25 protein-coding genes and 1 pseudogene are annotated in these 21,560 nt (G+C 70.4%); 14 read left to right on the forward strand and 12 right to left on the reverse strand.

Annotated features, from left to right (window positions below):
* Window positions 1–173: 173 nt before the first annotated feature.
* The 3 genes from ABCR94_RS35975 to ABCR94_RS35985 form a co-directional block, all read right to left on the reverse strand.
* Complete coding sequence (locus ABCR94_RS35975) at window positions 174–1,607, reverse strand: DUF2637 domain-containing protein (RefSeq protein WP_347125394.1); 1,434 nt, start codon at window positions 1,605–1,607, stop codon at window positions 174–176.
* A 163-nt stretch (window positions 1,608–1,770) separates the two neighbouring features.
* Entirely contained in the window at window positions 1,771–2,487 is a 717-nt protein-coding gene (locus ABCR94_RS35980) for a DUF3558 family protein (RefSeq protein ID WP_347125538.1), read from the reverse strand.
* 177 nt (window positions 2,488–2,664) lie between these two features.
* Window positions 2,665–3,519 (reverse strand): DUF3558 domain-containing protein, encoded by an 855-nt coding sequence (locus tag ABCR94_RS35985; protein ID WP_347125396.1) that lies wholly within the window; start codon window positions 3,517–3,519, stop codon window positions 2,665–2,667.
* 161 nt (window positions 3,520–3,680) lie between these two features.
* Here ABCR94_RS35985 and ABCR94_RS35990 point away from each other — a divergent pair, with 161 nt between their 5' ends.
* Both ABCR94_RS35990 and ABCR94_RS35995 read left to right on the forward strand, forming a co-directional pair.
* Complete coding sequence (locus ABCR94_RS35990; RefSeq protein ID WP_347125398.1) at window positions 3,681–4,874, forward strand: RtcB family protein; 1,194 nt, start codon at window positions 3,681–3,683, stop codon at window positions 4,872–4,874.
* A 221-nt stretch (window positions 4,875–5,095) separates the two neighbouring features.
* Window positions 5,096–5,674, forward strand: coding sequence for a TetR/AcrR family transcriptional regulator (locus ABCR94_RS35995; RefSeq protein ID WP_347125400.1), 579 nt, complete (start codon window positions 5,096–5,098; stop codon window positions 5,672–5,674).
* A 13-nt stretch (window positions 5,675–5,687) separates the two neighbouring features.
* On the opposite strand, the gene ABCR94_RS36000 is transcribed toward ABCR94_RS35995, so the two are convergent.
* Window positions 5,688–6,443 carry an SDR family NAD(P)-dependent oxidoreductase gene (locus tag ABCR94_RS36000; protein WP_347125402.1) on the reverse strand — a complete coding sequence of 252 codons (756 nt, stop codon included), beginning with the start codon at window positions 6,441–6,443 and terminating at the stop codon, window positions 5,688–5,690.
* Window positions 6,444–6,453: 10 nt separating this feature from the next.
* Window positions 6,454–6,789 carry a YnfA family protein gene (locus ABCR94_RS36005; RefSeq protein WP_347125404.1) on the reverse strand — a complete coding sequence of 112 codons (336 nt, stop codon included), beginning with the start codon at window positions 6,787–6,789 and terminating at the stop codon, window positions 6,454–6,456.
* A gap of 61 nt (window positions 6,790–6,850) precedes the next feature.
* On the opposite strand from ABCR94_RS36005, the gene ABCR94_RS36010 reads away from it, so the two are divergent.
* Both ABCR94_RS36010 and ABCR94_RS36015 read left to right on the forward strand, forming a co-directional pair.
* A complete protein-coding gene (locus ABCR94_RS36010; protein ID WP_347125406.1) occupies window positions 6,851–7,384 on the forward strand; it encodes a hypothetical protein in 534 nt (177 codons plus the stop codon).
* A gap of 76 nt (window positions 7,385–7,460) precedes the next feature.
* Entirely contained in the window at window positions 7,461–8,033 is a 573-nt protein-coding gene (locus ABCR94_RS36015) for a TetR/AcrR family transcriptional regulator (RefSeq protein WP_347125408.1), read from the forward strand.
* A gap of 47 nt (window positions 8,034–8,080) precedes the next feature.
* Here ABCR94_RS36015 and ABCR94_RS36020 read toward each other — a convergent pair whose 3' ends face one another.
* Window positions 8,081–8,587: a GNAT family N-acetyltransferase gene (locus tag ABCR94_RS36020; protein ID WP_347125410.1), complete on the reverse strand. Its 507-nt coding sequence runs from the start codon at window positions 8,585–8,587 to the stop codon at window positions 8,081–8,083.
* A gap of 174 nt (window positions 8,588–8,761) precedes the next feature.
* On the opposite strand from ABCR94_RS36020, the gene ABCR94_RS36025 reads away from it, so the two are divergent.
* Window positions 8,762–9,685 carry a cation diffusion facilitator family transporter gene (locus ABCR94_RS36025; RefSeq protein ID WP_347125412.1) on the forward strand — a complete coding sequence of 308 codons (924 nt, stop codon included), beginning with the start codon at window positions 8,762–8,764 and terminating at the stop codon, window positions 9,683–9,685.
* Window positions 9,686–9,740: 55 nt separating this feature from the next.
* On the opposite strand, the gene ABCR94_RS36030 is transcribed toward ABCR94_RS36025, so the two are convergent.
* Window positions 9,741–10,826, reverse strand: a complete 1,086-nt coding sequence (locus tag ABCR94_RS36030) for a magnesium and cobalt transport protein CorA (RefSeq protein WP_347125539.1) — start codon at window positions 10,824–10,826, stop codon at window positions 9,741–9,743.
* Here ABCR94_RS36030 and ABCR94_RS36035 point away from each other — a divergent pair.
* Entirely contained in the window at window positions 10,825–10,992 is a 168-nt protein-coding gene (locus ABCR94_RS36035) for a hypothetical protein (RefSeq protein ID WP_347125414.1), read from the forward strand. The genes ABCR94_RS36030 and ABCR94_RS36035 overlap by 2 nt on opposite strands.
* Before the next feature lie 83 nt (window positions 10,993–11,075).
* On the opposite strand, the gene ABCR94_RS36040 is transcribed toward ABCR94_RS36035, so the two are convergent.
* Both ABCR94_RS36040 and ABCR94_RS36045 read right to left on the reverse strand, forming a co-directional pair.
* Complete coding sequence (locus ABCR94_RS36040; RefSeq protein ID WP_347125416.1) at window positions 11,076–11,651, reverse strand: TerD family protein; 576 nt, start codon at window positions 11,649–11,651, stop codon at window positions 11,076–11,078.
* 135 nt (window positions 11,652–11,786) lie between these two features.
* On the reverse strand, window positions 11,787–12,362 hold the full coding sequence (locus ABCR94_RS36045; RefSeq protein ID WP_347125418.1) for a TerD family protein: 576 nt from the start codon (window positions 12,360–12,362) through the stop codon (window positions 11,787–11,789).
* Window positions 12,363–12,548: 186 nt separating this feature from the next.
* Between ABCR94_RS36045 and ABCR94_RS36050 the strand changes: the two genes are divergently transcribed.
* Both ABCR94_RS36050 and ABCR94_RS36055 read left to right on the forward strand, forming a co-directional pair.
* The gene (locus ABCR94_RS36050) at window positions 12,549–13,025 is read left to right on the forward strand and encodes a BlaI/MecI/CopY family transcriptional regulator (protein WP_347125420.1); all 477 of its coding nucleotides are present in this window, start codon (window positions 12,549–12,551) and stop codon (window positions 13,023–13,025) included.
* A 3-nt stretch (window positions 13,026–13,028) separates the two neighbouring features.
* Complete coding sequence (locus ABCR94_RS36055; protein ID WP_347125422.1) at window positions 13,029–13,991, forward strand: M56 family metallopeptidase; 963 nt, start codon at window positions 13,029–13,031, stop codon at window positions 13,989–13,991.
* Window positions 13,992–14,027: 36 nt separating this feature from the next.
* Here the strand turns inward: ABCR94_RS36055 and ABCR94_RS36060 are convergent, their stop codons facing one another.
* Complete coding sequence (locus ABCR94_RS36060) at window positions 14,028–14,162, reverse strand: hypothetical protein (protein WP_347125424.1); 135 nt, start codon at window positions 14,160–14,162, stop codon at window positions 14,028–14,030.
* A 172-nt stretch (window positions 14,163–14,334) separates the two neighbouring features.
* Here ABCR94_RS36060 and ABCR94_RS36065 point away from each other — a divergent pair, with 172 nt between their 5' ends.
* The 6 genes and pseudogenes from ABCR94_RS36065 to ABCR94_RS36090 all read left to right on the forward strand — a co-directional run bounded on the left by ABCR94_RS36065 (window position 14,335) and on the right by ABCR94_RS36090 (window position 20,139).
* A complete protein-coding gene (locus tag ABCR94_RS36065) occupies window positions 14,335–16,002 on the forward strand; it encodes an ATP-binding protein (RefSeq protein ID WP_347125426.1) in 1,668 nt (555 codons plus the stop codon).
* Window positions 15,999–16,430: pseudogene (locus ABCR94_RS36070) on the forward strand (roadblock/LC7 domain-containing protein); the annotation flags it as partial. The gene ABCR94_RS36065 and the pseudogene ABCR94_RS36070, both read left to right, overlap by 4 nt.
* A 92-nt stretch (window positions 16,431–16,522) precedes the next feature.
* Entirely contained in the window at window positions 16,523–16,882 is a 360-nt protein-coding gene (locus ABCR94_RS36075; RefSeq protein ID WP_347125428.1) for a DUF742 domain-containing protein, read from the forward strand.
* On the forward strand, window positions 16,860–17,558 hold the full coding sequence (locus ABCR94_RS36080; RefSeq protein ID WP_347125430.1) for a GTP-binding protein: 699 nt from the start codon (window positions 16,860–16,862) through the stop codon (window positions 17,556–17,558). Before ABCR94_RS36075 ends, ABCR94_RS36080 begins: the two co-directional genes overlap by 23 nt.
* Window positions 17,555–18,850, forward strand: a complete 1,296-nt coding sequence (locus ABCR94_RS36085) for a cytochrome P450 (protein WP_347125432.1) — start codon at window positions 17,555–17,557, stop codon at window positions 18,848–18,850. The genes ABCR94_RS36080 and ABCR94_RS36085 overlap by 4 nt, the downstream gene beginning before the upstream one ends.
* Window positions 18,851–18,906: 56 nt before the next feature.
* Window positions 18,907–20,139 (forward strand): cytochrome P450 family protein, encoded by a 1,233-nt coding sequence (locus ABCR94_RS36090; RefSeq protein WP_347125541.1) that lies wholly within the window; start codon window positions 18,907–18,909, stop codon window positions 20,137–20,139.
* A 58-nt stretch (window positions 20,140–20,197) separates the two neighbouring features.
* Here ABCR94_RS36090 and ABCR94_RS36095 read toward each other — a convergent pair whose 3' ends face one another.
* Complete coding sequence (locus ABCR94_RS36095; protein ID WP_347125434.1) at window positions 20,198–20,761, reverse strand: hypothetical protein; 564 nt, start codon at window positions 20,759–20,761, stop codon at window positions 20,198–20,200.
* 108 nt (window positions 20,762–20,869) lie between these two features.
* Window positions 20,870–21,430, reverse strand: coding sequence for a hypothetical protein (locus ABCR94_RS36100; RefSeq protein WP_347125436.1), 561 nt, complete (start codon window positions 21,428–21,430; stop codon window positions 20,870–20,872).
* Window positions 21,431–21,560: the final 130 nt, after the last annotated feature.

A 21,560-nucleotide genomic window follows, 5' to 3' on the forward strand; every position in this document is an offset into this window, starting at 1 on the left:
GCATCCTTCGGCGTACTGCCGGTTCGGCCTCGCGCACGACGAATCGGTGCGAGCGCCGGGTGATCGTGGACGTATGAAACAAACTGCCTCCGCCGGTTACGCCACCGTCGCTGTCCTCGGGGTCACCCTCGCGGTGTGGGGCGAGGTCGGGCGCAAGAAGCGGGTCGCCTAGTTCAGGCGATGTGCTCCGCGTCGAGCTCCTGCTGGTAGCGGATCTCGAAGCGCCGGTTGTACTCGGCCAGTTCGCCGGGTACAGGCGCCTGGGAGTACAGGTCCTGGAGGTACGAGCCGAGCTGGCGGGCCGTCGGGAAGGTGTTGTTCTCGCTGACGTACTTGCGGAACGCGTTGTAGTACGTCTCCTCTTCCGAGTCCCCGTCGTCCTCCGGCTTCCCGTCCTGGTACTCCGCGTACTCCGCCGGGCTCTGCTCGCCGCGCGGGCCGGGGATGCCGCCGAGCGGGCGGCTGCGGCCGGGGCCCGACGGGACCATCACCGGGGTCGGCTCGGGCTGCTCGATGCGCGTGGGATCGATATACGTGGGGTCGACGTAGGTGGGGTCGGCGTAGGTCGGGTCGTACGCGCCCTCGTACGTCTCCTGCGGGACCTGCGGCGCTGCGAACCAGGGGCTGGGGCTCGCGTGCACGGCCGGGGTGCCGTCCTGCTGGGTCTCCTCAGCCGGAGCTGCCTGCTGCACCTGGGGCTGCTGCTGGGGGAGTGGCTGTGGCTGCGAGGACTGCTGGGGCTCCAGGGGGAGGGGCTGCGGCTGTGAGGAGGCCTGTGCCGGGAGCGCCGGGGTCTCCTGAGCCTGGGCCTGAGCCTGGGCCGCCGCCAGCTGCGGCTGCCCCTGCTGTGGCTGTTGCGCCTGCTGTACCTGTTGCGTCCGCTGTGGCTCCTGCTGCGCCACCGGCGGCAGCAGCGCCGGCTCTATGCCCGCCGCCGCCAGACCCGCGGGTCCGGTCTCCGCGAGCGGCACGCCGTAGCGCGCGAGCCGCAGCGGCATCAGCGACTCCACCGGCGCCTTGCGCCGCCACGCGCGTCCGAAGCGGGCCTGGAGCCGGGCCTGGTAGATCAGGCGGTCCTGCTCCAGCTTGATGACCTGCTCGTACGAACGCAGCTCCCACAGCTTCATGCGCCGCCACAGCTTGAACGTCGGCAGCGGCGACAGCAGCCAGCGCGTCAGCCGCACGCCGTCCATGTGCTTGTCGGCCGTGATGTCGGCGATCCGGCCGACCGCGTGCCGCGCCGCCTCCACCGAGACCACGAACAGCACCGGGATCACCGCGTGCATGCCCACACCCAGCGGGTCGGGCCAGGATGCGGCGCCGTTGAAGGCGATCGTGGCGATGGTCAGCAGCCACGCCGTCTGGCGCAGCAGCGGGAACGGGATCCGCATCCACGTCAGCAGCAGATCCAGCGCCAGCAGCACGCAGATGCCCGCGTCGATGCCGATCGGGAAGACCACGGAGAATTTCCCGAAGCCCTTTTCCTCCGCGAGCTCGCGCACCGCGGCGTACGAGCCCGCGAAACCGATCGCGGCGATGAGCACCGCTCCGGTGACTACGACCCCGATCAAAATGCGGTGCGTGCGTGTCAGCTGCATCGCGGCCACCCGCGATCCCCTCCCGTACGTCCAACTTGGCGGGGGCCAGCCTGGCACATGTGTGCGGGTCGCGTTGCGCGGGTACAGCCGGAGCCCGGTCCTCAAGGGGAGGACCGGGCTCCGCAAAGTGCCGGAAACAGCTACAACGTACTGCTTGCCGCTCGGTGCGGGCTCAGCTCTTCTTGTTGGCGGCAGTGACCGAAGCCACGGCCTCCTTGGTCGCCTTCTGAGCGTCCTTCACCAGGTCGGCGGGGTTGGGGGACTTGGCACCCTGGTAGCCCGCGCCGTTGTAGACGACCGTGGCGACAGCATTTTCCGTACGCGTCACGATCGTTGCGTATCCGAAGTCCGCGTCGGTCTTCCGCAGCTCGTACGTGACTGTGGTGGCCTGGTTGCCGATGCCGGTGGCGGGCTCCGCCTTGACCTTCTTCGCGCCCTCGGTCGCCTTCGCGGCCTCTACCTGCTTCGCGTAGTACTCCCCGGCGAGCTTGTCACCGGCGCCGCGGGCCTGGTCGGAGTCGTACCGCATGAACGACACGGAGAGCCAGCGGTACTGGGACCCCTTCACGCCCTTGCTGTCCAGCCCGTTCCACGAGCAACCGCCGCGCGCGGAGACGTCGTTCGACCGGTCGGAGGTGCCGGACTTGTCCTTCGCGTCCGGCACGAGGGACTCGGTCGTCTTCGGCGTGATCGCGTCGCACGGCTTCGGCAGCGTGTCGAACGCCGCGGGCTGGACCGTCGGCTTCGTCGGCGCCTTCGAGGAGGCACTGGCGGACGGCGATGCGTCCTTCCCGCCGTCGGAGTCCGACGAGCAGCCGGCGACAACGAGCATCACCGGTACGGCGGCGCAGGCGAGAATGCGGGTGAGTCGCGGGGCTGATCGGTGCATGGTTCCTTCGCTCACGGGTCTGAGGCTCATGGGACGGGCGACTGGTGCTCGTGGGGCTGGTGCTCGTGGGGCTGGCGCTCTCGGGACTGATTCGTGCGGCCACGGTACGCCGGGGACGGTCCGCGCCGGACTGCGCGCAAGGCGCTGCCCGGTCGGTGCGGACCGGTCCCTACGGCCCTATTCGCTGAACTGCTCGGCGAGCTTGCGGGCCACGGCCTGGGCCTTTTCCTGCAGTTCCTTGCTGTCGGGGACCGCGGTCATCAGGGCCGGCTGCGCGCTGTACCGGACGGTCACGATCACGTTCGATGTGCGGAATACCACGCTGACCGTGCGGCGCTGCGCCGTCGAGTCGGACCGGGCGAGTACGTCGTCCAGGAAGGCGGCGTCGCCGAGACTGCCGAGCGTGCGCGGCTGGAGCCCCTCGGGGGTCTGCGAGGGGGCGCCGGACTCGCTGCTGGGTGTGGTCTCGGGGGCGCTGTCCGGCTTGGCGGAGGCCGACGGGGACGCGTCCGCTCCCGGGGAGGCGTCGGCGCCGGGGGACGTGCTCTCCCCGTCCGTCCCCTCCTCGTCCGCGCTCTCGGGAGGAGCCGAGGGGGACGGCAGGTGGGCAGCGGTCACCTGCTTCGCGTACACCTCCTCGGCGCGGTCGTCGTCGCTGACGGTGGTGTCGTACGAGACGACCCGCTCGAATTCGACGACCAGTTGGTGCGTGGCCTCCGGCGAGTCGGCCTTCCAGCGGCAGCCGACCTGCCGGTCGGTGTCATAGGTCACGTCGGCCGTGCCCGCGTACGCCTTCGCCTGCTGCTCGGGCGGCAGGCTGGTGGCGCCGGGCAGCAGGTCGCGCAGCAGGGCGCGGTCGACGGAGCCGCAGGGCTCGCGGAGCGTGCGGTACTTGCCGTCCGGCGCGGCGGACGTGGTGGGGTCACCCGCCTTGGAGTCGGCGGTGGAGCCCTCGGTACCGGAGCCGCCGGTGCAGCCGGCGGCGAGCGTCGCGAGAAGCGCGACGCCGGGTACGAACACCTTTCGCTGCACGGTCCCAGGCTCCCTTCGATGAGAAATACGGTTGCCGCCCGATGGCGGCCGGTGGACACAATGTCTATCGCACGCACCGGGCACGACGCCGGTCCGCTGTCTCTTTCATTGAGATTTGCGTCAGTTTTGCGTTTTCACACTTACGGGGAGATCGAGGAGTTATGTCGTATGTAGAGGTGCCGGGTGCGAGGGTTCCGATCCGGATGTGGGCCGACCCGGCGACAGTCGAGGGCGGCGCGATGCAGCAGCTCCAGAACGTTGCCACACTGCCCTGGATCAAGGGTCTCGCAGTAATGCCGGACGTCCACTACGGCAAGGGTGCGACAGTCGGTTCGGTGATCGCCATGCACGGGGCGGTGTGTCCGGCCGCGGTCGGTGTGGACATCGGCTGTGGAATGTCGGCGGTGAAGACCTCGCTGACGGCGAACGATCTGCCGGGCGACCTGTCACGCCTCCGCTCCAAGATCGAGCAGGCGATTCCGGTGGGGCGCGGGATGCACGACTCCCCGGTCGACCCGGGGCGGCTGCACGGGTTCCAGACAGCGGGGTGGGACGACTTCTGGAAGCGGTTCGACGGGATCGCGGAAGCGGTCAAATTCCGTCAGGAGCGGGCGACTAAGCAGATAGGAACGCTCGGATCAGGCAACCACTTCATCGAGTTCTGTCTCGATGAGACAAATTCGGTCTGGCTGATGCTGCACTCCGGGTCCAGGAACATCGGCAAGGAGCTGGCCGACTTCCATATCGGCCAGGCTCAGAAGCTGCCGCACAACCAGGGGCTGGTCGACAGGGACCTCGCCGTCTTCATCTCGGACACCCCGCAGATGGCGGCGTACCGGAACGATCTTTTCTGGGCGCAGGAGTACGCGAAGTACAACCGGTCGATCATGATGGGACTCTTCCAGGACGTGGTCCGCAGGGAGTTCAAGAAGGCCAAGGTGGCTTTCGAGCCGGTGATCAGCTGCCATCACAACTACGTCAGCGAAGAGCGTTACGACGGCATGGACCTGCTCGTCACCCGTAAGGGCGCGATCAGGGCGGGCAGTGGTGAGTACGGGATCATCCCGGGTTCGATGGGCACCGGTTCGTACATCGTGAAGGGGCTGGGCAACGAGAAGTCGTTCAACTCGGCCTCGCACGGCGCCGGTCGCAGGATGAGCCGTACCGCCGCGAAGAAGCGCTTCTCGACGAAGGACCTGGCCGATCAGACCCAGGGCGTGGAGTGCCGTAAGGACTCCGGTGTCGTGGATGAGATTCCGGGTGCGTACAAGTCGATCGAGAAGGTCATCGATCAGCAGCGCGACCTGGTCGAGGTCGTCGCGAAGCTGAAGCAGGTCATCTGTGTGAAGGGCTGACACCCGCGCTCGGAGGCCCCCCGGCAGAGATCGTGCCGGGGGGCCTCCGCGTGCCCCGGATCAACGCTTGCGGCAGGCGGTGATGTGGGTGAGCTTGCGCAAGAGGGGCCTCGGTGTCCGGTCGTCGAGGGGTGCGATTGTTGAGGGTGCGACTGTAACCACTTCGCATATAGTGCTTCAGGCGTAGTGGTTCTGCGACGGGAATGGAGAGGCGGGTCCGCATGGGTAGGAATCCGGAGCGCAGGACGGCGCTTGTCGACGCCGCCATCGAGGTGCTGGCGCAGGAGGGGGCGCGCGGGCTCACCTTTCGCGCGGTCGACACCCGGGCCGCTGTCCCGGTCGGTACGGCGTCCAACTACTTCACCGGCCGCGACGATCTGTTCATGCAGGCGGGCGCCCGTATCCATGTGCGCAACACCCCCGACCCGGACGCCGTCGGCGAAGAGGCGCGGGCGGCGGGGCCCACCCGAGAGATGCTCACCGGGCTGATGCGGGCACTGGTGCGGCGTATGGCCGACGACCGCTCCGGCTATCTGGCCCTCCTGGAGCTGCGGCTGGAGGCCACCCGCCGGCCGGCGCTCCAGCGGCAGCTCAACCAGAACGTCCGCGCCGCCTTCGAGGAGAGCGCCCGGTCCTACGTGGACGCTCGGCTGCCGGGTGACGCGGACACGTTCCTTGTCCTTTACCTCGCCATGACCGGGCTGATGCTGGAGCACTTCACGCTGCCCGAGATGCTCTCCGACGCCCGGATCGACCAGCTGGTGGAGACGGTGGTCGCCCGGATCGTGCCCTTGGAGTGAGTGGCCGTTCCGCTCAAAGCTCCCTGTGCACCTTGGTGTTGGAGGCCTGGGCGCGTGGGCGGACCACCAGGAGGTCGATGTTGACATGCGGCGGGCGGGTGACCGCCCAGGTGATCGTCTCCGCCACGTCGTCCGCGCTGAGCGGCTCGGCCACGCCCGCGTAGACCTTCGCGGCCTTGTCGGTGTCGCCGCGGAAGCGGGTCGTCGCGAACTCCTCCGTCTTGACCATGCCGGGGGCGATCTCGATCACCCGGACCGGGGTGCCGACGATCTCCAGGCGCAGGGTCTCGGCGAGGACGTGGGCGCCGTGCTTGGCGGCCACGTAGCCGCCGCCGTTCTCGTACGTGCCGTGCCCAGCGGTGGAGGACAGCACAACCACCGTTCCGTCGCCGCTCGCGGTGAGGGCGGGGAGCAGGGCCTGCGTGAGGTTGAGGGTGCCGATGACGTTGGTCTCGTACATCTGGCGCCAGTCGGCGGGATCGCTGGTGGCGACCGGGTCGGCGCCGAGCGCGCCGCCCGCGTTGTTGACGAGGACCGCGAGGTTGCGGAAGACGGTGGCGAACTCGTCGACGGCCGCGCGGTCGGTGACGTCCAAGGGGTACGCCGTCGCCTGGTGGCCCGCGGCGGTGAGCTCCGCCTCCAGGGCCTCGATGCGGTCCTTGCGGCGGGCGGTGAGGACGACGCGGTAACCGGCGGCGGCCAGGCGGCGGGCGGTCGCGGCACCGATTCCGCTGCTCGCTCCGGTGATGATGGCGATGGGCGTAGGCATGGGGAACAGGTTAGCGAGCCCGTGGTGCGTACATGATGAGGGCCATTCCGGCGAGACAGACCAGGGCGCCGGTCACGTCCCAGCGGTCGGGGCGGTAGCCGTCGGCGACCATGCCCCAGGCGATGGAGCCCGCGACGAATACGCCGCCGTACGCGGCGAGGATGCGGCCGAATTCGCCGTCCGGCTGGAGCGTGGCGACGAAGCCGTACGCGCCGAGGGCGATGATCCCGGCGCCGATCCAGATCCACCCCTTGTGCTCGCGTACGCCCTGCCAGACGAGCCAGGCGCCGCCGATCTCGAACAGCGCGGCGAGGACGAAGAGGGCGGCGGAGCGCGCGAAGAGCATGGGCTCAGCGTGTCACGGGGCGAGGGGCGGGCCTGGCGGGATGAATCGGTATGTTCGGGACATGGTTGCGATGCGTAGGGCGTTGGTGGCGGTGGCCGGGGCGGCTATGGCCGTGGTGGGTGTGGCTGGTGTGAGTGCGGGTGTGGGTGCGAATGCGAGTGCGGGCGACCGTGCGGGGGGCGCGGGCATCGCTCCGGAGGCGGATGTGGCGTACCACGGGCATGTCATGGTCCGCGAGGGGCGGCTCGGGGTCCGGCTGGTGGTGGCGAACCATGGGCCCTCGGGGGTGGCGGACGCGACCGTACGGCTGAGGTTCTCGGTGCCCCTGGCCGGGGCGCAGGTGCTGCCTTCGGGCTGCTTGCGGGCCGGGCCCGACGAGGTGCTGTGCGGGGCGGGGGAGTTGCGGGCGGGTGCCGGGACGGGGCGGTCGCTCAAGGGGCGGGGGCTCGACCTTGCGCTCCGGGTGGCGGTGCACACCGTCGAGGTGACAGTGCGGATCGACACGGCGTGGAACGGTGGTGCGTCCGACCGGAACCCGCAGAACAACGAGCACCGGGTGCTGGCTCCGGCCACGGGGGACCGCTACTTCTTCTGATCCTCTCCGGCTTTCTCCGGCCGGCTGCCGCAGTGCGCACTGGAATGTCAACGGCCGTTGGCCTACATTCGTGGGCATGACTGATGTGCCCCGGCCGCCGCGCCGCTCCGACACGACCAAGGCCGCGATTCTCGAAGCCGCCCGTGAGCGGTTCGCTGCCGACGGGTACGAGCGCGCCACCATCCGCGCCATCGCGCACGACGCCGACATCGACCCGTCGATGGTGATGCGCTACTTCGGCAACAAGGAGGGGCTCTTCGCCGCGGCCTCCGAGTTCGACCTGCGGCTGCCCGAGCCGGCCCAGCTGGGCGGCGAGGATGTCGGTGGGGTCCTCGTCGGCCACTTCCTGGACCGCTGGGAGGCGGACGAGGTGCTGACCGCGCTGCTGCGCGTCGGGGTGACCAACGCCGCGGGCGCCGAGCGCATGGCGGCGATCTTCCGGGAACAGCTCGTCCCCATCGCCGCCGGCCTGGGGCACGACCCCGCCGAGGCGCCCCGGCGTGCCGCGCTGGTGGCCTCGCAGATCCTGGGCATGGCGATGGCGCGGTACGTGCTGCGGCTGCCGGCCGCCGTCGAGATGGACCGGGAAGAGGTGGTCGGCTGGCTGGGGCCGACCGTGCAGCGCTATCTGACGGCGGAGCGTCCCTAGCTGGGTGGGCGTGCGAGCGTGGGGGCGAACCGGCCCAGCGCGGATGCTCACGCGCGGAGGTCGAGCCGCCAGTCGTTGCACCGCATGAGGTTCCCCGGCGGGAACTCGAAGTCGCACGCGGCGACGAACTCGAAGCCCGCCTTCGCGCACAGCGCGTTCGACGCGGGGTTGTCGACGGAAGGGAACGCGTGCAGCCGGCGGTGGCGGCCCTCGGCCCTCGCCAGCTCCACCGTTGCCGCCGTCGCGGCTTTCGCGACGCCCCGGCCCTGGAACTCGGGCAGCACGCTCCAGCCGGTCTCGTACACCGCCTCGCCGTGCCAGGTCTGGTTCCAGAAGCCGATCGTGCCGGCCGGTACGCCCTCGGGCAGCAGCACGATCCGGAACATCCGGCCGTTGTGCGAGCCGTCCTCGTTCACGTATCTCTTGTGCCGTACGAGCAGCTGCTCGTCGGTCTCCGGGCCTCCGAGATGCTTCATCATCTCCGGCGCGTTCACCTGCCGGAGCAGCTCCAAGTCGCCCTCGGACCAGGGCTCGATGCGTACGTTCGGTTCCATGAACGCAAATGTAGGTCCCGGGTCTGACAGTGGGCCCCCCGATGCGCCCCTTCCTGAACTGGGGCTCCGCCCCGGACGCGAGCTGAGAGGGCCGGGTAGGGGGACGCGCTCGCGGGCATTGCTGTGGCGGGCTCCCCCCGCCCGTGGTCGACTGGCGGGCGAGGAGGTTCGGGCATGGGGCACGATCATGGCGCGCCGTCCGCCGCCAGCACCCTCAGTGGCGGCTTTCGCGGGCGTCTGCTGTGGACCATCGGGATCAGCGTCACCATCACCCTCGTCCAGGTCGTCGGCTCGCTCCTGTCGGGCAGCCTCGCGCTCCTCGCCGATGCCGCGCACAGCCTCACCGACGCGGTCGGCGTCTCCCTCGCGCTCGGCGCCATCACCCTCGCGCAGCGCGCGCCCACCCCCCGCCGTACCTTCGGTTTCTTCCGGGTGGAGATCTTCTCCGCCGTCCTGAACGCCCTGCTCCTGGCCGGCATCTTCATCTGGGTGCTCTACTCGGCGATCCGGCGCTTCAGCGAGCCGGTCGAGGTCAAGGGCGGGCTGATGTTCGGCGTGGCCCTGGTCGGCCTCGCCGCCAACATCGTCGGCCTCTACCTCCTGCGCGATGCCAAGGAACGCAGCCTCAACCTGCGCGGCGCCTACCTCGAAGTGCTCGGCGACGCCCTCGGCTCGGTCGCGGTCATCGTCGGCGGCCTGGTCATCCTGCTCACCGGCTGGCAGGCGGCCGACCCCGTCGCCTCGATCGTCATCGGCGTCCTCATCGTGCCGCGTACGTACTCGCTGCTGCGCGACTCCCTGCACGTACTGCTGGAGGCCACTCCCCAGGACATGGACCTGAGCGAGCTGCGCCGGCATCTGCTGGCGGAGCCCGGGGTGCTCGCGGTGCACGATCTGCACGCGTGGACCGTCACCTCGGGGATGCCCGTCCTGACCGCGCACATCGTGGTCTCGGACGCGACGCTGCGCGAGGAGGAGACCGGTCATCTGCTCGGCCGCCTCCAGGCGTGCGTCGGTGACCACTTCGACGTACCGCATTCGACGATCCAGCTTGAGCCCGAGGGGCACACGGAGGACGCGCGGTCGCTGCACAGCTGAGCGCCTGAGCGCCTGAGCGGCTGAACAGCGCAATCGAACGCCCCGGCGCCCCTGGTCAGAGCCAGCCGTTGCGGCGGAAGCTCCGGTGCAGGGTGAAGCACACGGCGGCCATCACCGCGACGGTCAGGTGGTAGCCGTACGTCCACTTCAGCTCCGGCATGTGCTCGAAGTTCATGCCATAGATACCGCAGATCATCGTGGGTACGGCGATGATCGCGGCCCACGCCGTGATCTTGCGCATGTCCTCGTTCTGGGCGACGGTCACCTGCGCGAGGTGGGCCTGGAGGATCGAGTCGAGCAGCCCGTCGAAGGACGTGATCTGCTCTATGGTCCGGTCCAGATGGTCGGCGACATCGCGGAAGTACGGCTGGAGGTCCGGGCCGACCGGCGGGACGGGCCGGGTCGCCAGGGTGTGCAGGGGGCGCGCGAGCGGTGTCACGGCCCGCCTGAGCTCCAGCAGCTCCCGCTTGAACTGGTAGACCCGCCCGACGCCACTGCGGCCCGCGTCCACGCTGAAGACGGCGTTCTCGACGGTGTCGATGTCGTGCTGTACGGCGTCGGTCACCAGGGCGTACTCGTCGACGACATGGTCGACCACGGCGTGCAGCACCGCGGCGGGCCCCTCCGACAGCAGGTCGGGCGCGGCCTCCAGGGCCTCGCGGAGCGGGCCGAGCGAGCCGTGCCTGCCGTGCTGGATGGTGATGACGAAGTCGGGGCCGGTGAAGACCATGAGTTCGCCGGTGTCCACCACCTCGCTGGTGGCGGTGAGCTCCTCGTGCTCGACGTAGCGGACGGTCTTGAAGACGGCGAAGAGCGTGTCGTCGTACCGCTCCAGCTTGGGTCGGGGATGGGCGCTCAGCGCGTCCTTGACGGCCAGCGGGTGCAGGCCGAACAGGTCGGCGAGGTCCGCGAGTTCATCGGCGCCGGGCTCGTGCAGTCCGATCCATACGAAGCCCTTGCCGCCGTACTCGCGGACCTGGCGCACGGCCTCGGGCGCCGGGCAGTCCCTGGGGCGGCGTACGCCGTGCTCGAAGACCACGCAGTTCTCCACGGCGCTGCCCAGGGGTGAGCGGGCCGGGTGGCTGAGGTCCACGGGCCTGCGGGAGGTAAGGCGGACTACGCGGCGCAGGTGACGCAACATGGGCACGGGGGGCTCCTCGGATATCGGCGGCCAGTTTGCCACCGGTTCCGGGAACTCCGTGACCGCGCTCCGGGCGGCGGTCGTCGAGGAGGCGGTCCTCGGCTTTGTCACGATGGAGGACGTCCTGGAGGACATCCTGGAGGAGCTGGTGGGGCCGGCTGCCTGATCCGACGAATCCATCGAATCCGTTGAAATCCGTCATCCTTCGGAATCCGCCGGATCAGGCAGTCTGCGCCGCTTCGTCGGGTTTTACAGGTGGGACGCGATGGAGGGCATCAGGTCCTGGAAGGTGCGCCCCTGGGCGGGCTCGCCGATGGCGGCCATCTGCCAACCGGCGCCCGCGCGCACCACCTTGGCCATGATCTGCGCGGTGTGGCGACCGCCGCCGGTCAGGGTGTAGCGGGCCAGCTCCTGGCCGTTCGTCTCGTCGACGAGACGGCAGAAGGCGTTCTCGACCTCTTCGAAGGTCTGGCCGGTGAAGGAGTTCACCGTGAAGACGATCTGGTCGACGTGCACGGGGACCCGCTGAAGGTCCACCACGATCGACTCGTCGTCGCCGCCCGCGCCGCCGACCCGGTTGTCACCGGTGTGCCGGACGGAACCGTCGTCGCTCGTCAGGTGCTGGAAGAAGACGACGTCGGCGGCCTGCTTGTCCGCGAACAGCACGGCCGACGCGTCCAGGTCGATCTCCTTGGCAGTCATCCGGGCGAGAAATCCCTTGCGGGGCACGGACTTCCAGCCCAGACCCATGCGTACGACGGTGAGTTCGCCGCCGCCGGACTTGGTGAGGCTGATCTGCTGGCCCTTGGACATATTGACAGTCATGGCTCGGCTCTCATGAGAGGGGCGGGGCAGTGTGCTGTGGTGTGGTGCTGTGTGTTGTGCTGTGCTTTGCGTGCGGCTGGTGGTGCCGCGCGGCTGTGGTGCTGTGCGCCGAGCGTGCCGCTGTGCTCGGACTGCTCAGATGTCGACGCCGAAGTCGGTCGCGATGCCGGCGAGCCCGGAAGCGTAACCCTGCCCGACAGCCCGGAACTTCCACTCCGCTCCGTGCCGGTAGAGCTCACCGAAGACCATGGCGGTCTCGGTGGAGGCGTCCTCGCTCAGGTCGTAGCGGGCGATCTCCGCGCCACCGGCCTGGTTGACCACGCGGATGAAGGCGTTGCTGACCTGGCCGAAGCTCTGGCCGCGGCTCTGCGCGTCGTGGATCGACACCGGGAAGACGATTTTGGTGATCGCGGCGGGTACGGAGGCGAGGTTGACCTTGATGCTCTCGTCGTCGCCCTCGCCCTCGCCGGTGAGGTTGTCACCGGTGTGCTCGACGGAACCGTCGGGGCTCGTGAGGTTGTTGTAGAAGACGAAGTGCGCGTCGGACACGACCTTGCCGGACTCGTTGCACAGCAGCGCGCTGGCGTCCAGGTCGTAGTCCGTGCCCGTTGTCGTACGGACGTCCCAGCCGAGGCCCACCAGGACCGCGGTCAGGCCGGGAGCTTCCTTGGTGAGCGATACGTTGCCGCCCTTGGCGAGGGTCACACCCATGTTGTTTCCTCCCTGGAATCCGTACTCTGAAAACTACAGCAGTGTAGAGGTCAAGTGGAGAGCGCGGGGGGCACGGCTGCGAGACGGTTACGATGCCCCGTTGTTTGAGTCGCGTATGAGTGTCGCGTATGGGTCGCGTGCGAGTCGCGTATGAGTCGCGTACGGATTCGGGAAGGAGGCCGCGTCATGAGCGGAGACGGAAGCAAGGCCGACCGGGGGCGGGAGCCCCGCGGGCGCCGGCGCGGCCAGGGCGAGCTCGAAGCGCAGGTGCTCTCGGTGCTGGGCACGGCCCAGGAGCCGGTCACCGCGGCCTGGGTGCAGGGGCGGCTGGACGGCGACCTGGCGTACACCACGGTCATTACGATCCTGACCAGGCTGTACGAGAAGAAGGCCGTGACCCGCAGCAGCGAGGGCCGCCCCATCCGGTGGGAGCCGGTGGCGGACGGGGCGGGGCTGACGGCGCTGCGGATGCGCAGCCTGCTCGACAAGCGGGACGACCGCGACGCGGTGCTGTCGAGTTTCGTGTCGGCGCTCTCGGCGGACGACGAGCACCTGCTGCGGTCGCTGCTGGGCGAGGTGGGCAGCCAGGTCGGGCCGGGCGGACAGTGCGGGCCGGGCGGGCGCGCCGGGCAGGTCGGGCCGAGCGATCCGGATGAGAGCTGACAGGTGGGCGTCTTCGTCCTGCTGCCGCTGGTCCTGCCCCTGACGGCGCTGCCGCTCGCGCGCCTGGCCGAGCAGCACCTGCACCCGAGGAGCGCCGCTCGCCTGCTGACGGCTGCCGCGGTGATCCTCGCGTCGTGCAGCACGCTGTGCCTGTGCCTGCTGGTGATCGTCGGCACGGCCCAACTGCCCGGCAACCCGCTGCCCGACGGCTGGTCCGACCCCGAGGTGCGGGCCGCGGTCCCGTACAACGAGGTGGCGGGGGAGGCGGCCATCGTCGTGCTCGCCGTGGTGGCGACGGCGTGCGCGCTCACGATCCGCCGCCACTACCGATTCCGGGCACGGGCCCACCGCACCCTGGCGGGACTCCCTTCCACCTCCGAGGTCGCGATCCTGCCGGACGAGACGCCGTACGCGTACGCGCTGCCTGCCTCGCGGGGCGCCGCCGCGCGGGGCGGCCGGATCATGGTCTCGACGGGGATGCTCGCGTCCCTGGACGAGGACGAGCGCGACGCGCTACTGGCCCACGAGCACGCCCACTTGACCGGCCGCCACCACCGACTGCTCCTGGCCACCCAACTTGCGGGCTGCGCGAACCCCCTCCTGTGCCCGCTGCGTGCGGCGGTCGGGTACAGCACGGAGCGCTGGGCGGACGAGGAGGCGGCGCAGGCGACGGGGGACCGGCGCCTGACGGCCCGGACGGTGGGCAAGGCGGCCCTGATCTCCCACGACGCCCTCCCGCTCCCGCCGTTCCCCCTCCCGTCGTTCGCGACACCGGGCGGCCCGGTGCCCCGCCGGGTGGCGGCCCTCCTTGGCCCGGTCCCCCCGGCGCGAGGCTGGCCCCCGGCGCTGACACCGACGGGGATCGCGGCGCTGGTGGCGGCGGCGGGGACGGCGGTGTCGACGCTTTCGGCGCTGAACGCGGCGTTCGCGCTGTTCCTGGTGCTCAAGGCGGCTACGCCGCTGTAGGTGGGGGCAGCTGGTGTGCCGATGGCCGGTGGGGCGTTAGGACGGCCCCGCTTCCTCCCGCTCCGACCAGGTGAGGTCGGCGACCAGCGAGCGGAACGCCGTGCGGTACGTGCTGGGGCTGGTGCCCGCGAGCTCACCGGCACCACGCCTCGCGCCTACCGCAGGGCGCACCAAAGTGACAGGAGTTGAACAACCGATGTTCGAAAGCGAGTTGGTGATCGTAGGATCTGAATGCTCCTGATCCCTAGGGGAGTTCGGCGTGTCCTGGAAGGGGCCCTTTCTCAGTGGTCGTAGTCGTGGTCCTGGCCCACAGGGCCGTCAAGCCGTACTCCCCCCACTCCGCGTGCTGAGCCGGTCGAAGAGCGGGCCCGCGGGAGCGTGGTGGCTCCTCGCGGCGGCGCTTGCGGCCGTCGGGGCGGCGCTCGCCGGCTGGTCCGGGGCCGCCGAGCTGCGGCAGATTCTGGCCGCAGGATGCGCCGCCGTCGCCGTACTCCTCGGTTTCTGGGCGCTGTTGCTGCGCAGGGAGTTGACCGCCGAGCGCGCCGGGCGGGCCGGGGACCAGCGGGTGGCCGCCGCCCGGGGAGCGGCCGTTGCGCATCTGGCGGCGGTACGGGTGCCCGCCATCGCCGAACGCGTGCGTACGGGACAGCGGTTGGACGGGGTTCCCGGGCCGGTCGCCCTGGAGGCCGAGACCGGCGAGGAGTTCACCCGCGCCCTGGCCGACGTGGTCGTGGCGCTCGGCTCGGACGAGGCGGTGCGCCGGGAGCGTGCCCTGCGGGACTCCGTACAGGCCGCCTTCGAATCCGTCGCCCGGAACATGCACGCCATGGCCACCGTGCAGCAGCAGGTGCTGGACCGCGTCGAGCGTTCCATCGACGACCCGCGCCTGATGGCCGAGGTGATGAAGGCCGACCACGCGGCGTCCCAGATGACCCGCAAGGCCCAGACGCTGCTGGTGATGTGCGGCATCTGGCCCGCCCGGCGGGAGACCCAGCCGGTGTCGCTCTACGACTGTGTACGTGGCGCGCAGTCCCGGATCGTGGAGTTCGGCCGACTCGATGTGCACGGCGGGCAGACGCTCTACGTGGTGGCCCCGGCGGTGGAGGGGCTGATGCACGCCATTGCCGAACTCCTGGAGAACGCCACGGTGTTCTCACCGTCGAGCACCCAAGTCGTCGTGACCATCAGGGAAGTGGGCGCCGGAGCGGTGGTGGAGGTCGACGACGCCGGCCTCGGAATGCCGCCCGACGTCCTGCGCCAGGCGATGGGCCAGCTGCGCGCCGACCTGGACCTCGCCAGACTCGGCGCGGTGCCCCGCCTCGGGCTGGCCTGCGTGGGGCGCTGGGCCCGGGAGCTCGGCTTCAAGGTGGATTTGACGGGAGCGTCCGCTTACGGAGGCACCCGCGCCGTGGCCTTCGTACCGCACCGGCTGCTGACCGAGCCGCTGTCCCACTTCGCCCCGTCGCACCGGGCCGCCGCGGACACCGGGTACCCGGCCGCCGCGCCGGTGCCACCGCGGCGGACCGTCGAGCCCGTGCCGCTGCATCAGACCGTCGCGCCGGTCGCGCCCCCACTGCCCCCGCCGCCACCACTGTCACCGCCACCGAGCCGGGGCGACGACGTGCCCGACGGCGTACGACAGCCATCGGTGGCCGGCCCCGACGACGTACAGCAGCTCCTGGCGGCCGGGGCCGACGACGTACAGCAGCTGGGGGCGGCGCAACAGCCGCCGGCGGCCGGACTCGACGGGCTGCCCCGGCGGCGCAGTCGGCGGGGCGCCCGGCAGGCGGCGGCCGACCAGCTTCCGCGGACCCTCCAGACCTCGCGGGCCCCACAGGCACCGCCGACCCCCTCAGCTCCCTGGACCCCGGAGGCCGCGCGGGCGTCGATCGCCAGTGTGCTGTCCGGCACCCGGCGCGGGCGGGCGGTCATCGACGGGGCCGAGCAGACCGAAGTGCCGGCCCGGGAACCCGATCAAGTGCGTAACCAACACAATGGAGGCCGACCGTGACCGGGACCATAGGAATCCTCCCCGACCTGGGCTGGATGCTGCGCCCGCTGACCGAGATACCGGGGGTCAGACACGCCGTGGTCGTCTCCGAGGACGGTCTGCGGCTGGGGCACGCCTCCGCCGAGAACCTCTCGGGGCCGGTGGCCAGCCTGAGCGTGGCCGAGGCCGAATCGCTCTCCGCGGCCTGCGCCGCGATGACGATGACGGGCCGGTCCACCGCCGCGCTGCTGTTCGGCGGGGGCGGCGCGGTGCGTCAGCTGATGCTGGAGTCGGAGCACGGGTTCGTCCTGTTCACCCACGCCGGAACCGGCGCGCATCTGGGGGTGGCCACCGACACTGCCGCCGATGTGGGCCTGGTGGCCCAGCAGATGCAGCTTCTGGTGGCGAAGATCGGCGCGCATCTGACGAGCCGGCCGCGTGACCAGGCGGATCGCCAGGCGGGCGGTCAGTCGCATGGCCAGGCGGGTGACCAGTCGGATCACCGGCCGGATAAACATGATCAGTCGGTGACTCCGCCGTCATGACCGGCCGGCCGGAGGAACGGACCACGTCCGCGGTACGCCCGTACGTGATCACCGGCGGCCGGGCGGACACGGGCGGCGAGCCACTGTCCTGGGAGTCCCTGGTGATGGCCGCGGACGTCGACGTACCGCCGTCCCTCCAGCCCGAACACCGCATGATTCTGACGCACTGTCAGGGACTGTTGTCCGTGGCCGAGGTGGCCGCCCACATCGGCCAATCCCCGCCGGTGGTACAGGTGTTGCTCTCCGACCTCCTGGAGTGGGGGCTGATCGTGAGCCGCCCGCCCATTCCGCCGGCCGAACGTACCGATCTGTCCGTCCTGAGAAAGGTGCTCCATGGCCTCGAAAGCCGCCTCTGAGGCACCGGTGCACGGTTCAGGTGGGACCCCGGGCACCGCGACCGCCGGGACAGCGACCCCCGGGACCGCGGGCAAGTACCTCACCTCCAGCGTCGTCGGGGCGGCCAAGATCCTGGTCGTCGGCCCGCTCGGGGTCGGCAAGACCACGCTGATCGGCACGGTCTCGGAGATCAAGCCGCTGTTCACGGAGGCGGCGATGACCCAGGCGGGCGCCCGGGTGGACGCCCGTGTCGAGCCCACCAAGACGACCACCACGGTCGCCCTGGACTTCGGCCGGATGACGATCGACGGCGAGCTGGTGCTGTATCTGTTCGGTACGCCGGGCCAGCCGCGTTTCCTGCCCGCCTGGCGGGACCTCGCGAAGGGCGCCCTCGGCGCGCTGGCCCTGGTGGACACCCGCGACCTGACCGCGTCCTTCGACGCCCTGGGCAACCTGGAGGACCTCGGGCTGCCCTTCGCCGTCGCGGTCAATGTCTTCCCCGGCAGCCCGCAGCACCCCGAGGACGAACTCCGGGCCGCCCTCGACCTGCTCCCGCACACTCCGCTGGTGGCCTGCGACGCGCGGGACCCGCGGTCTTCGGTCCGGGCGCTGATCGCCCTCGTCAGCCACCTCATCGAGTCCGAGTCCGAGTCCGAGTCCGCACCTCCACCCCAGTCCGCCCCGGAGCCCTCATGACCACCCCGCCCGCCCTGCCAGGCCATCCCGCCGCCCCGCCCCGTGGGTTCGGCGGGCGCTGCCCGGCCGCGACGCCGCTGTACGGGCCCCAGCTCGACGGCGACGGGCTGCCCGCGCTGTACGAGGAACTCCGCCGGACGTACGGCCCGGTGGCCCCGGTGACGGTCGCGCCCGGCATCGACGCCTGGCTGGTGCTCGGCCACCGCGAGCTGCTCCAACTCACCCGCGACGAGCAGGACTTCTCGCACGACCCGCGCCGCTGGAGCCTGATGCGCGAGGGCCGGGTGCCGGCCGACTCGCCGATCCTGCCGATGGTCGGCTGGCGGCCCGCGCTGCTGTACGCCGACGGGCAGCAGCACCGCCGGATGCGGGCCGCGGTGTCCGACGCGCTGGCCGGCATCAACGGGCACGAACTGCGCCGCACCGTACGGGCGCAGGCCGAGCAGCTGATCGCCTCGTTCGCCGGGCGCCGGGAGGCCGACCTGGTGCCGCACTACGCGCGCAAGCTCCCCATGCAGGTCATCACGGGGCTGCTCGGCCTGGACGAGCGGACCGGCCAGCAACTGGTGCAGGCCATCGCCGGCATGGCCGTCGGCAACGCGGACTCGGCCAACGCCAACAACCGCATGGGCGTCATCCTGCAGGCGCTGATCGAGGAGAAGCGCAGCAGACCCGGCAGTGACATCACCTCGGCGCTGCTGCAGCACCCTGCCCGGCTGACCGACGAAGAGGTGCTGCACAACCTGGTGGTGATGTTCGTCGCGGGGAACCAGACCACCGTGAACTGGATCGCCACCACCCTGCGCATCCTGCTCTGCGACCCGGCCTTCAGGTCCTCGCTGACCGGCGGGCACCTCACCGTCGACGACGCGCTCGACCTGGTGCTGTGGCGGTTCCCGCCGACCCAGAACTTCCCCGCGCGCTACGCCACCCGTGACCTGAGCTTCGGCGGCCAGGACATCCGCGCCGGAGACATGCTGGTCCTCGGCCTGGCCGCGGCCAACGCGGACCCGGCGGTGCTGCCCGCCGACGGCAGCCCCGTCGTCGGCAACCGCTCCCACCTGGCGTTCGGCGGCGGCCCGCACACGTGCCCCGCGCAGGACCCGGCCAGGCTGATCACCCGTACCGCGGTGGACACCATCAGGCACCGGCTGCCCGACCTGGAACTGGCCGTGCCGGAAGCCGATCTGGCCTGGACCAAGTCGCCGTGGAGTAAGGGGCTCGCCGCGCTCCCGGTGCGCTTCACCGAACCGCATCTGCCGTCCGTACGACCGTCAGGAGAGTCCAGTTGAGCACCTCACCCGGCACACAGCACGAGCCCGCCCCGCCCGCCGGCACACCCCACCGCATGGATCCGGCCGGGGGCTGCCCGCACGCGGACAATGCCAGGCTGCTCGCCCGGGGCGCTGTGGCGACGGTCGTACTCCCCGGCGACGTAGAGGGCATGGTGGTGCTTGGGCACGACGCGCTCAAGGAGTTCCTCGCGCACCCCGATGTCGCCAAGGGCGCGGCGCACTTCACCGCGCTCCAGGAGGGGAAGATCCCCGACGGCTGGCCGCTGAAGACCTTCGCCACCGTGCACGGCATGACCACCGCCGACGACGCGAACCACCGGCGGCTGCGGGCGCTGGTGAGCAGGGCGTTCACCGCCCGCCGGGTGGAGGAACTGCGCCCGCGGATCGAGAAGGTGACCGCCGAGCTGCTCGACGGCCTGGAGCGGGCGGCCCCGACGGACGGCGAGCCCGTCGACCTCCGTGCGCACTTCGCGCTGCCGCTGCCGATGGGCGTCATCTGTGAGCTGCTCGGGGTGGACGCTGGGCACCAGGACCGGCTGCACCACCTCTCGAACCAGGTGGTCGCCACCGACATCGGCCCCCAGGAGGCGATGGCGGCGAACCGGGAGCTGGTGGAGGTACTGGGCACGATCGTCGCCGACCGCACCGGAAAGCCGGGCGAGGACCTCACCAGCGCGCTGATCGCGGCCCGCGAGGCGGACGGGGACCGGCTCGGCCCGCACGAGCTGATCGGCACCCTGCTGCTGATGATCATCGCCGGGCACGAGACCACGCTCAACCTCATCACCAACGCGGTACGTGCGCTCTGCGCCCACCGCGACCAGCTCGAACTGGCCCTGACCGGCGCCGTCTCCTGGCAGGACGTCGTCGAGGAGACGCTGCGCTGGGACGCCCCGGTCAGCTACTTCCCGTTCCGCTACCCCACCCGCGACCTGGAACTGGCCGGCACCGTGATCCCCAAGGGCACTCCGGTGCTGGCCGGTTACTCGGCGGCGGGCCGCGACAAGACGGCGTACGGCCCCGACGCGGACCGCTTCGACGTCACCAGGACCGCCCGCAACCTCTCCCTCGGCCACGGCCCGCACTACTGCCTGGGCGCACCGCTGGCCCGGATGGAGGCCACGATCGCCCTGGAGCGGCTGTTCACCCGCTTCCCGGACCTGGACCTGGCGGTCCCGGAGACGGAAGCGGCCCTGCCCCGGCACGCGAGCTTCGTCGGCAACAGCGTCCGGAGACTGCCGGTGCGGCTGCGGCGGGAGGCGGCGGGGACGGCCGGGGGCAGCTGATCCTGTGACCCGCGCGGGCACGGCCGGGAGCAGCTGAGGCCGTGGTCCGCGCGGGGCTTCAGTCGGAGTTGGCTGTCTTCGCGATCCGGTAGGTCACCTCGTAGTCCCAATTGCGCAGACCGGAGCTGCCTTTGAAGCACCACAGCTTCTCTCCGCCGTGCAGCTCGGCGACCGGGATGTGGAAGTCCAGTGTGCCCAGGACCATATCCGAGGCGAAGACGCCGTCGATGCCGGTACGGGCCTGCTCGCCGGCGTCGATCACTTGCCGGCCCGCGCCGTCGGGCGGCGGGGTGACGCTGTCGACGGCCCGGGTCATGGCCTTGAGCATCGGGCCGTACTTCTTCCCCCAGTCCTTGCTGAAATCCTCCCGGTAGGCAGCGATTCCGACGTGAATGGTGGCGGTGGTCAGGACTTCATCCTGGAAGACCAGGGCTTCGTTCTGATGGAGATGAATGACCTGTCCGTCACTGATGCCGGTCGGGTAGGTAAGGATTGCGGTGCGGCGGCCGTCACAAATGATGCCGCCCGCCATATAGACGTTGTCGCCACCGAGATTGTCATCGGTATCCTTGCAGTGCATTTTGACCAGTGCGATACGAATCCGCGCCTTGGTGCCCGCCATGGCATTCTCCCTCTCCCGGGGAATGCGGGGCAGTCGCCCGCACACGCGCCCGCGTGCACGCAGGAATGCGCGCGGACCACTGCCCCATCTTCACGGATTGTCGGAGGGTCAGGCCACCGGGATCTTGGTGATCCGGTAGGTGACCTCGTACTCCCACCTGCCCATCCAGGTGCCGCCCTTGACCCGCCACAGCTTCTCGCCCGCGTGCAGCTCGGACACCGGGAAGCTGAAGGTCAGCCGGCCGAGGAGGTCGTCCGGGTCGATGATCGAGAAGATCTCGGTCATGGTCTGCTCGCCGGCCTCGATCAGCCGCTGACCTGTGTTCCCGCTGCTCGGGTCGACCTGGTTGACGGCATCCGTCAGTTGCTTCAGGGCGGCTCCGTACTTCCCGCCCCAGTCCTTGCTGAAGTCCTCGTCGTACGCCGCCACGCCGACGTGCAGGGTGTCGGTGACGTCGAGCTCGCCCTGGAACATCAGGGCCTCGCTCTGGTCGAAGAGGACGGTCTGCCCTTCGTTGATGTCGAGCGGCCGGGTCAGGACCGGATAGCGGTGCTCGCCACCGATGACGCCGCCCACGAGGTAGAACTCATCGCCGCCGAGATTGTCCTCGGTGTCGAGACAGTGCACCTTGACCAGCTCGATGCGCACATTCGCTTTGGTACTTGCCACGGCATTGTTTCCTTCCGAAGAAACGGATTGACGTGCTGCGAGCGTGTAGTTGAGCGTTGATTTGTTTGTGGTGCGAAGCGATTTCAGCGTGGCGAATCGGAGTCGCTCGCGACAGCTTTATTCTGGCCAG

The sequence above is a fragment of the Streptomyces changchenzhani genome (genome assembly GCF_039766235.1).
Lineage (GTDB): Bacteria > Actinomycetota > Actinomycetes > Streptomycetales > Streptomycetaceae > Streptomyces.

Bases quoted from the DNA above. Each gene is read 5' to 3' on its own strand.
- ABCR94_RS35980 (WP_347125538.1), bottom strand. From the start codon at position 2,487: ATGCACCGATCAGCCCCGCGACTCACCCGCATTCTCGCCTGCGCCGCC.
- ABCR94_RS35990 (WP_347125398.1), top strand. From the start codon at position 3,681: ATGTCGTATGTAGAGGTGCCGGGTGCGAGGGTTCCGATCCGGATGTGG.
- ABCR94_RS35995 (WP_347125400.1), top strand. From the start codon at position 5,096: ATGGGTAGGAATCCGGAGCGCAGGACGGCGCTTGTCGACGCCGCCATC.
- ABCR94_RS36000 (WP_347125402.1), bottom strand. From the start codon at position 6,443: ATGCCTACGCCCATCGCCATCATCACCGGAGCGAGCAGCGGAATCGGT.
- ABCR94_RS36005 (WP_347125404.1), bottom strand. From the start codon at position 6,789: ATGCTCTTCGCGCGCTCCGCCGCCCTCTTCGTCCTCGCCGCGCTGTTC.
- ABCR94_RS36010 (WP_347125406.1), top strand. From the start codon at position 6,851: ATGGTTGCGATGCGTAGGGCGTTGGTGGCGGTGGCCGGGGCGGCTATG.
- ABCR94_RS36015 (WP_347125408.1), top strand. From the start codon at position 7,461: ATGACTGATGTGCCCCGGCCGCCGCGCCGCTCCGACACGACCAAGGCC.
- ABCR94_RS36020 (WP_347125410.1), bottom strand. From the start codon at position 8,587: ATGGAACCGAACGTACGCATCGAGCCCTGGTCCGAGGGCGACTTGGAG.
- ABCR94_RS36025 (WP_347125412.1), top strand. From the start codon at position 8,762: ATGGGGCACGATCATGGCGCGCCGTCCGCCGCCAGCACCCTCAGTGGC.
- ABCR94_RS36035 (WP_347125414.1), top strand. From the start codon at position 10,825: ATGGGCACGGGGGGCTCCTCGGATATCGGCGGCCAGTTTGCCACCGGT.
- ABCR94_RS36030 (WP_347125539.1), bottom strand. From the start codon at position 10,826: ATGTTGCGTCACCTGCGCCGCGTAGTCCGCCTTACCTCCCGCAGGCCC.
- ABCR94_RS36040 (WP_347125416.1), bottom strand. From the start codon at position 11,651: ATGACTGTCAATATGTCCAAGGGCCAGCAGATCAGCCTCACCAAGTCC.
- ABCR94_RS36045 (WP_347125418.1), bottom strand. From the start codon at position 12,362: ATGGGTGTGACCCTCGCCAAGGGCGGCAACGTATCGCTCACCAAGGAA.
- ABCR94_RS36050 (WP_347125420.1), top strand. From the start codon at position 12,549: ATGAGCGGAGACGGAAGCAAGGCCGACCGGGGGCGGGAGCCCCGCGGG.
- ABCR94_RS36075 (WP_347125428.1), top strand. From the start codon at position 16,523: ATGACCGGCCGGCCGGAGGAACGGACCACGTCCGCGGTACGCCCGTAC.
- ABCR94_RS36080 (WP_347125430.1), top strand. From the start codon at position 16,860: ATGGCCTCGAAAGCCGCCTCTGAGGCACCGGTGCACGGTTCAGGTGGG.
- ABCR94_RS36085 (WP_347125432.1), top strand. From the start codon at position 17,555: ATGACCACCCCGCCCGCCCTGCCAGGCCATCCCGCCGCCCCGCCCCGT.
- ABCR94_RS36090 (WP_347125541.1), top strand. From the start codon at position 18,907: ATGGATCCGGCCGGGGGCTGCCCGCACGCGGACAATGCCAGGCTGCTC.
- ABCR94_RS36095 (WP_347125434.1), bottom strand. From the start codon at position 20,761: ATGGCGGGCACCAAGGCGCGGATTCGTATCGCACTGGTCAAAATGCAC.